Source organism: Amphritea atlantica (assembly GCF_018860855.1).
In the GTDB taxonomy this organism is placed as follows: domain Bacteria; phylum Pseudomonadota; class Gammaproteobacteria; order Pseudomonadales; family Balneatricaceae; genus Amphritea; species Amphritea atlantica_A.
The window spans coordinates 15167-24047 of the sequence record NZ_JAHKQE010000014.1 but is presented as its reverse complement, the minus strand read 5'-3'; the positions used below and the strand labels follow the sequence as shown (position 1 = coordinate 24047).

The following is an 8881-nucleotide window of genomic DNA, read 5'->3' as shown; positions in this document are numbered from 1 at the left end:
GGTTTTAGTCTTGGTGATCTCGGATAATCATTACCACCATTTGTAAAATCAAAGCTATCAGCATAGTTATTATTATAATGACTATGATTGAATAAATACGCCTTGGCTCAACCGCATATTCTGGTTGAGTAGGGCTCTGTATTATTGATACCTGTTTTAACTGGCGTGCGGCCTCAATACGAGTGGACTGCAGTGCAGCCAATGCACTAGAGTAACTCTCTCTAGAAAATTGAACATTCATATCCAAAATTTGATATTCAGATGAAAGAACATTAAGTGCACCCCCTGATTTTTTCGCCAAACTGGCTCTTTGCTCATTAATTTCATCGTTAAGCGCTTCAATTTCTGCTTGTAAACGAATAATTTCTGCCGAGCTAGAACTTTGGTATGTCAAGGCTGCGGTTCGCTGTGCTGTTAAACTCGCTAATTGTCCATGTAGGCTAGCAATTAATGACCCTACACTCTCTATCTCGCCTTCCGCTGAAACTAATCCACTTTCATTCTGAAAATCTATAAGTTTAGCCAGATTTTCATCAAATCCTTTTCTCAACACCTTAACTTGTTTTTCAAGAAAATCTACCTGTTCTGTCGCTAGCCGCTGGCCCATCTTATTCATATGAGCTTCACCCTCATTAATAAGAAAAGTTCCTACTTCAAATGCCATTTCGGGATTAAAGGCTTCTACTTTTATACGCAATAGTTGAGAATAGTCATCAAAATCTACTGTTACTCGTTTAATATAATATTCATGCAGCTCCTCAATTGAATTGCGCTTATCTTTCAATCGAGAAAACCAATCAATCTCTGAGCTATTATAATGATTACGAATATCCAGTTCTTTATCCAATTTTTTTAACATATCGACTGAAAGCATATAATCTCGCAATAAAAGCATATCACTGCGAGCAGCAGAGCCTCCACCCGTAAGCAATGTCTGAAAATTAAGACTAGGACTGTTTATTTGTGGACTATCTAAAACAATACTACTTTCAGATACATATCGATCAGTTGCAATAACCCCCCAGTAAATAGTCATCATAAGAATAAAAAAACCGGCCATAAACCAGACAGGATAACTTCTTGATATTTCAACAAAAGAGCGTTTATTTTCTAATTTTTCTTTCATTTCGCTTTCAATCTCATTTCATATCGAAGATGCAGTATTAGTCCAAGTACTAGCGTCACCAGAATCCAGTACCACAAATATAAAAGATCAACTCCGTCAGCGACAGGATAACTACTAAAAAACCCCTCTCGAAGAGTTTCTAACCCATGAGGGATAGGGTTCCATAAAAAATACTCTCGTAAATTATATGGAACAACAGAAAAGGGAATAATCACACCACTAACTAATAATAAAGGTAAAGAAAGAAGCCGCGCAATGTTTCCTAACTCAGGAACTAACTTATTGACTGCGGATAGAGTTAAACCAATTCCAAAGCCAAACATCCATAATGAAAACCATGCCCATATTGCCAGTAAGGGTGTATCTGGATTCATTTCCATCCCAAGTAACATACCTGCAGCAATAAAGAGCAAAAAAACAAAGGAGCGTACCGAGCCTTCGACCAAGGATCTAACAATAACGGAATCGATAGGCTTAACTTGCCTATAAGCAAATAGCCCTCTATTTGCATCCACAGCGCCCATAAGCCGCATCATATTATCTCTAAAAAGAAAGAATCCCATTAAGCCAATGATCAACCATGGGATAAACTCTGCGTTTAAAACAACCTGTTCGCGTCCTAATACAAGTGTTCTTATGGAAACCATCAACCCAATCACAGCTATTGGTTCAAAAAGCATCCAAAACCATGCCATACGATTACCAGTAGCTCTAGCCAAAATCTCTCGCATAAACATTGCGTGCCAAACTGACCATGTGACCTGCCATGATGTTCTGACTTTATAATTCATTAAAGATCTATCGCCACTTTAGCCGCAATAGCCAGTTGATAAATAATCTGTGTCAAACTAGTCGCTAACTGTAGATTTTTAGTCGGCACGACAGGTAATACTAAAATCTCATCACCTGGCCGCAACTCTACATCGGTAGCTTGACGCACTTCTCCATTTAGACGTACCACCAGAATATTCTCGGCATCCGCATGCTGAGTAAAACCGCCAGAACGTTCGATATAATCCATCACATTATTGCTTTCCGTAAATACAGCTGCCTGCGGCACTAACACTTCGCCACTCACTAGCAATGAATCTGATGTTTCAGGAATAGTAATAATATCGCCATCCTGCAAGCGAATATCAGCTACTTTACCGTTATTAGCAACAACCATTCGACCATTAGGCTCTATTTGCGATGCACGTTTAACGAAATTAGAGATCAATTCTGCTTCTTTGATCCGAATGGAAGCTTCATCAGGAGTGGACGATGGTGCACCTAAGTAGGTTGTTTCCAATCGGCGCAGGCTATCTTGTAAAGATTGTTTCTGACGCTCAGCTACACTCAAGCGCCGAATCGAAATGCTATTGGTGTCGGTTAATGTTTCAGGCACCTGAATATTATTCAGCAGTTCAGTCAGCGTAGCATCTCTAGGTACCGCATAGCGCGACGGGCCGTAATAGCTACCTTCTACTTGAACGACAATGATTTCATCTTTCTGGTCTGCACTAAATAGTACTTCATCACCATTTTTTAAATGCACTTTTTGAAAATCAGACAGTGTGTAGTATTCGGCCAATAACCCACTGTCGCGTACACCTCGCACCAACACATGTGTAATACCGGGTTTAATACGTGCATATTGAAGTAAGCTTTGTCCGGTATTTTCTTTATTAGTTAACTCGTACTGCAGTTCTCGCTCGACATCACCCGCTACACTCACTGCCGACTGGCGACGCCCGACGACAACCGTATCACCATCGCGAAACTGCAGTGTAGGCAACTCCCCCTCTTTGAGAAAGCGGTATAAGTCAGCAGTTATGATAGTTTTATCATTGCGAATAACGCGAATCGATCTAAAACTACCTAGTTGCGCATCAATACCACCGGCTTGATCAATGAAGTACAGAACCGAATCATTTGGTGTTCCTGCATAGCGACCAGGATTTTCCACCTCACCGGTGACAAACACAGCAACGGGTTGTACACCTTGCAGATTAGTATAGACATTCACGTTTTCAGGATAGATAGACTGAACAGCAGACTTAACCTTGCTATTGAGATTTTGCTGCGAAGCACCTTGTACTTTTACGGGACCAACGGAGGGTATAAAGATGTAACCCTGGGCATCAACCGGCAACACTTTCTCAATTTCAACCGCGCCCCAGAGGCGTAATGTAATTAAGTCACCGGGGGCTATTTTATAATCAGGGTTAAGACCATCGGCACGCATGCCACGAAAGCCTCCGGTAAAGAGGTGCTCACCATAGGGCATTAAGTCATTAGAAAGTGATGGCTTTTTTAATCCTTTTATATTTGAGCCATAAGTACCCGTTTTCCAATTTGTATTCGGAGTATCGACTGCTGATTCGGCCAATGCTGCAGCCTGATCCTGCGAATCCAAACCTCCAGTTCCTGTGTTTATAGAAACGGCTTGTGCACTGCCAACTGTGAGAATAGACATTAATAGCGTGGCTAACACACTACCCAGCAAATTATTTTTGTGGGAGTGTCGCAAGACAGATGTTTTTGAACACAAAAGAGATGAATACAGTGCCGTTGAATACATATTATTTCACTATTCTGATGATATTAAAGCCTAGCTAAAAAAGAACCAATTACTGCGTAGCGACAACACTAAGAACGCGTGCTTTATACCAATCTTGATTATTATGAGTACACGCCAACCCAGTTTGCTTACTTGCCGTGCTACCAATTACTAGCTGACGACACTTAGCGCCACTGGCTGAAAAATAAGGTGCTTCAGCAAAAACGGTGACATCCTGCCCCCAAAGAGTCTCTGCGAAAAAGGCTGAACTACTGGGTGCTGAATGGTTAAGAAATTCAGAAACATCTATTGATATGAGTTGGTTTTCAGAAGGGGAAAATAGAGAATACTCTGCTTTTTTCTGGATAGGCGAACATGCGACCATAGCAACAACGGCAAACATTACAACTATGCTCTTAGCTGTACTATGAATCATGCGACAAGCTAAAGACTGAACCCGACTATCCTTGATTGTTCGCACTTCGCGACTCCCTACGATGATCATTACTTAAAGTTCTATATATTCTAATACAGCAGTCATAAAATAACACCCGTAAGAAGGTCTCTTTGATACCCATTATGTTGACATAAAAGGAAAAAATCGAGCCACCCTTTGCAGAGAGAAATCAAACACCAATCTAGTGCTAAAATGCCAACTAAGCTCCATTTTACGTAGAATGTTGATGAAGAATGTACCGCACCATTGTTATTGTCGATCTTGATCAATAGTTATGCGCACCAACAACTCCGGCTCTATAAAAACAAATCCCAAACAGTAATGCAATAACCAAATGGTGCAGTTCGCAAGTTCACTTGCACCCTACCAGTCACGCTATTTTATCCGGCTGCAATATCGCTACTAAAGGCGACTCCTAGGGAGTTTAGAGCCATGCTTAGATACGTAGGGTGCAGTGAGGGACGAACTGCACCAATAATGCAATACCCGGCCAAGCTCACTAGCACCCTACGAAAGATTATGTGATGGAGGAATACATGGGATCGACGATCTCATGATGAGGATCATAACCATCAACAGCTTCCAGCAGCAACTGACGCACCTTAATGTAATCGTAACGGTTTAAGGCCTCGATCATCTGATCAAGAATCGGCTTAAGCTCATCCCATTCAAGCATCGCTTCACCTGCACGCATAATCATTGGGTGATCCGTCGCTTGCACGTTACTGCCGATTAACAACTCTTCATAGAGCTTCTCGCCATCACGCAGACCGGTATAACTAATTTCTATATCACCGTCAGGATGGTTGATATCTTTAACTGATAGCCCTGTCAGGTTAATCATCTGCTTAGCTAGCGTTTTAATCTTTACAGGCTTACCCATATCCAAAACAAACACATCACCGGAAGAACCCATCGATCCAGCTTGAATTACCAGCGAAGAAGCTTCAGGAATGGTCATAAAATAACGGGTAATCTCTGGGTGAGTAACAGTGACAGGGCCGCCCTCTCTAATCTGTCGACGAAACAATGGAATTACAGAGCCAGAAGACCCTAACACATTGCCAAAGCGGACCATGGCAAAGCGAATGCCGCGGTTCTTCTCTCGCTGACTGAGAGCCTGTAATACCAGCTCAGCAAACCGTTTACTAGCACCCATGACATTGGTTGGACGTACTGCTTTGTCGGTAGAAATGAGAACAAAGTTTTTAACACCACAAGCAATAGCCGCTTCAGCAGTATTCCAAGTACCCATCAGGTTGTTACGCACCCCTGCAATCATGTTGGCTTCAACCAATGGCACATGTTTATAAGCCGCCGCATGATAGATCGTATTCACATGGTACTGGCGGAGAACACGTTCAAGGTAGGGAAAATCCAGCACTGAACCCAACACAGGAATCACATCAACACCTTCAAGAGATAGTTGCTTTAATTCCTGCTCAATGCTGTAAAGCCCGAATTCTGATTGCTCATAGAGAATTAATGTCGAAGGGCGCTGATTAACAATCTGACGACATAATTCAGAGCCGATCGATCCGCCAGCACCCGTTACCAACACGTTCTGACCCAAGATACAGGCGCTTAACAATGCTTTATCTGGTTGCACCTCTTCACGACCAAGGAGATCGGCAATATCCACTTCGCGCACATCGCTCATACTCACCTTACCACCGGCAATATCCGATAAAGCAGGCAGTGTTAGCACTCGCAGATTGAAGATGCTAAGAGAATCAACTATTGCTTTTCGCCGCAAGCGGGAAACAGAGGGAATCGCCAGTAAAACTGAATCAATATCATAACGTTCAATAAGCCCAGCAATTTCATCAGGCTGATAGACTCGCAGGTCATTAATATCCATGCCACGAAGAGTTTTATCATCATCTACAAAGGCGATTGCCGAAAACTCACCCGACTCACCAAGTGCCGTCGCTAGTTGCCTGCCTGCCGAACCTGCACCATAAATAAGTACACGATCGGCATGCTTCTGCGCTTTACTATCACCACCGGGAAACTGATGAAGAATAATCCACCGAGCAAACATCCGGCTACCGCCAATGACCAGCACAGCGACCAAGCCAAAAATCAAAATAACCGATCGGGGGGTATTATAATCCAGCGCCAGCATATACACGGCCACCGCCCAAATCAGCACCGACAACGATACCGCTTTGATAACTGTCCACTGGGCTCGATAACCAATATAACGGATGATGGCCCGATACATGCCCATTTTGACAAAGATAGGAATCGCGATCACCGGCGCTAGAAGATACGCAGGCCAGTGAACAAAATTGACGGCAGTCCAATCACCATAACGTAAGGCATAGCTAAACCAGCAACAAACCGGTAGCACTAGTAAATCAAAAAGAACAAACACCGCTTTTTTTTGTTTGCGGGTAGAGTTAAGCAATAGTTGCAGCACAATTAGTCCCTAAATTGTGAAATCATCGGACTCGATCACCTGAGCCGTGCCCTACCACCGTTAATAGGAGGTAGTGAAAATAATTTTTGAGAGATAATGTGCTAATCATACGAGCATCCCATTCTGCTAACCGCTCAGGTGTCGACATATCAATCTCATTAATTTGTGCTAAACCGGTTATTCCCGGGCGAACATCATAGATACCCAATTTATCCCTAGCCGAGGTAAGTGCCTGTTGATTAAATAATCCTGGCCGCGGCCCCACAAGACTCATATCACCTTTCAGCACATTCCACAGCTGAGGAAGCTCATCCAGTTTAGTCCGACGTAAAAAATGGCCATAACGGGTAATTGAAGTCCGATTAGCAAGGTGGGTGGCAACAGATTGGGTATCCAATTTCATTGTACGAAACTTTACCAATGTGAAAGGCTGCTTATCGCGCCCCACTCGCTGTTGAAGAAACAGAGGAGAGCCTGTATCCAACAACCCTAACAGCGCCAACAACAACAGCAAAGGAAAACCAACAATCAGCCCCATCATTGAAAAAACAATATCGAGAAAACGAATCACCCATCACGCTCCGTATCGAAACACCGCCTCAGTCCTTCATCAACAGAGATGGGCGGCTTCCAACCAAGCATATCACGTGTTTTACTGATATCGACCTGTAAAGAACCTAATAAACGATCAGCCACTTCTCTTTTACCCAGTAAATTAGCACCCAAACGCAACCAACTTTCAGGAACCGGCAACAACCGTGAAGGCTTGCCCATCGCAGTAGCGATGCCTCGTAACAGTTCAGAAGTAGAAAGATCTTCGCCATCACCCGCCAGAAACACCTGATTCGCCGCCGCAGGGTGATCGATGCAAGTCACAATGAGATCCACCAAGTTATCAAGCGCCACAAATGAACGCTTGTTATGGATGGCACCAAGAGGTAATGGGATTCCTTTTTCAACTAGCCGAACCAACCTGCCAAAATTACCCGGTGCATTAGGCCCATAAACCAACGGAGGTCGGATAATGACAACTTCCATACCAGTTTCTTTAGACAGCGCGATTAGACCCAACTCTGCTTCATATTTAGATCGCGCATAAGACTCTTGAGGTGCAGGGACATCATCAGCAGTGAAAGGAACTTGATTCTGATTACCGTTAACACCGATAGAACTAATAAAAATAAAACGCTCAACACCAGCAGAAGCGGCTTGCCGGGCCAGATTGAGAGTTCCATCAACATTGACAGACTTAAATGTCTCTAGGGAATTAACATTAACTTTTGAATTAACATGAGCTAATGCAGCAGCATGAATAACAACATTAAATCCTGATATTAACCTAGACCAGCCAGTAGCAGCATTTATATCACCACATTCAACGAATTCCGAACCTTGGCTTGTATTTGTACACCTTATCGACCCCAAGACATGAACATTGTGACTAGCGGATAATAGGTTATATATTTTTCGACCAACAAAACCATTAGCACCAGTCAAAAAAATATTTGTATTTAAAATAGTCATTTCCATCATCAACAAAAAAAACCGAGAGCTTTAGCTAATTTAGGATAACGAGATCGAAGAAAACCACCTAAAGCATAAAAACAAAAATAATAAACACATTTTAACAAGGGTAAATTTTCAACATCACGATATAAACGCCATGTATATTTAGCAGCATCTAATTTATTATTAGAAATTGAGTTAGCCCTTGTGCGATAAAGTGATAAGGACTCGTCAATCGCAACAGCTTCACCAGTTCTCTTAAGTAACTTCAACCACAACCCAAAGTCCTGACGTTTACGGATCTGTGGCATTTCCACTTTACCAAATACTTTTGTATCATAAACAGCTGTCAAACAGCCGATAACATTAGTTTTAAGCAACTGAGAATAGCAAACCGACAAAGGAACCGAAATTTCAGTTAACATATCACCATTATCATTTATTTTATAATAAGAACTATAACTGAAAGCAATAGATTTTTTTAGCATAAAGTTTATATGTTTCTCAAGCTTACATGGCAACCATAAATCATCACTATCAAGAAAAGCAATAAAACGCCCTGATGCTTTTCTAATTGCATAATTCCTAGCAACTGCAGCCCCTGAATTTTCGTCTAGCTTAAAAAGCTTAATCCTATGATCAGAAAAACTTTTTACAATTTGATAACTAGCATCCGTAGAGCAGTCATCAACTACCAACAACTCCCAATCATAAAAAGTTTGCTTCAAAACAGACTCTATACATAAAGAAACATATCTTTCACAATCATACATAGGAGTAATTATAGAAACAGTCGGCATAAAAACAACACTCCTAGCTGATAAT

The 8881-nt window shown here is 42.0% G+C and carries 8 protein-coding genes; all 8 read right to left on the bottom strand.

Features of this window, described 5'->3' with window-relative positions:
• Nucleotides 1-4 precede the first annotated feature (4 nt).
• The 8 genes from KO512_RS05950 to KO512_RS05915 all read right to left on the bottom strand — a co-directional run bounded on the left by KO512_RS05950 (nt 5) and on the right by KO512_RS05915 (nt 8856).
• Nucleotides 5-1126, bottom strand: coding sequence for a chain-length determining protein (locus KO512_RS05950; protein WP_252734858.1), 1122 nt, complete (start codon nt 1124-1126; stop codon nt 5-7).
• A complete protein-coding gene (locus KO512_RS05945; protein ID WP_215951417.1) occupies nt 1123-1917 on the bottom strand; it encodes an ABC transporter permease in 795 nt (264 codons plus the stop codon). Before KO512_RS05945 ends, KO512_RS05950 begins: the two co-directional genes overlap by 4 nt.
• A complete protein-coding gene (locus KO512_RS05940) occupies nt 1917-3524 on the bottom strand; it encodes a polysaccharide biosynthesis/export family protein (RefSeq protein WP_252734857.1) in 1608 nt (535 codons plus the stop codon). The genes KO512_RS05945 and KO512_RS05940 overlap by 1 nt, the downstream gene beginning before the upstream one ends.
• A 214-nt stretch (nt 3525-3738) precedes the next feature.
• Nucleotides 3739-4149 (bottom strand): DVU3141 family protein, encoded by a 411-nt coding sequence (locus KO512_RS05935; RefSeq protein WP_215951415.1) that lies wholly within the window; start codon nt 4147-4149, stop codon nt 3739-3741.
• 493 nt (nt 4150-4642) lie between these two features.
• A complete protein-coding gene (locus KO512_RS05930; protein ID WP_215951414.1) occupies nt 4643-6550 on the bottom strand; it encodes a polysaccharide biosynthesis protein in 1908 nt (635 codons plus the stop codon).
• A 22-nt stretch (nt 6551-6572) separates the two neighbouring features.
• Nucleotides 6573-7121 carry a sugar transferase gene (locus KO512_RS05925; protein ID WP_215951413.1) on the bottom strand — a complete coding sequence of 183 codons (549 nt, stop codon included), beginning with the start codon at nt 7119-7121 and terminating at the stop codon, nt 6573-6575.
• Complete coding sequence (locus KO512_RS05920; protein ID WP_252734870.1) at nt 7118-8083, bottom strand: UDP-glucose 4-epimerase family protein; 966 nt, start codon at nt 8081-8083, stop codon at nt 7118-7120. Before KO512_RS05920 ends, KO512_RS05925 begins: the two co-directional genes overlap by 4 nt.
• Nucleotides 8083-8856: a glycosyltransferase family 2 protein gene (locus tag KO512_RS05915; protein WP_215951412.1), complete on the bottom strand. Its 774-nt coding sequence runs from the start codon at nt 8854-8856 to the stop codon at nt 8083-8085. Before KO512_RS05915 ends, KO512_RS05920 begins: the two co-directional genes overlap by 1 nt.
• Between the last annotated feature and the right edge of the window lie 25 nt (nt 8857-8881).